Below are 272 nucleotides of genomic sequence, written 5' to 3'. Positions count from 1 at the left end.
CGCGCACGACGGCGAACTCGGTGTCGTTGCGGCGGGCCAGCGTGCCGCCGACCACGGCCGAGTTGGCCACGGTGTAGACGGTGCCGTTCGGCGCAACGCCGAAGGCGCCGTTGTTGCGGTTGCCCCGATCGAGGTTCACGTACAGGCCCTCGACCTTCAGCGTCACCGCCGACGAGCGGAAGAAGTTCAGGAACGAGTCGGTCGGCAGCGCGTACTCGATGCCGCCGCCGGCCGCCCAGCCGGTCTGGAAGTCGTCGCGCGAGCCGTTGGGC

Annotated in this window: 1 pseudogene; it reads right to left on the bottom strand. The window is 70.6% G+C overall.

Annotation, left to right across the window (positions count from 1 at the left end):
- A pseudogene (locus ACLBXP_RS26105) lies at positions 1–272 on the bottom strand (porin family protein); the annotation flags it as partial.

The sequence above is a fragment of the Methylobacterium sp. A54F genome (assembly GCF_053346035.1).
This window is presented reverse-complemented; position numbering and strand designations above follow the sequence as displayed.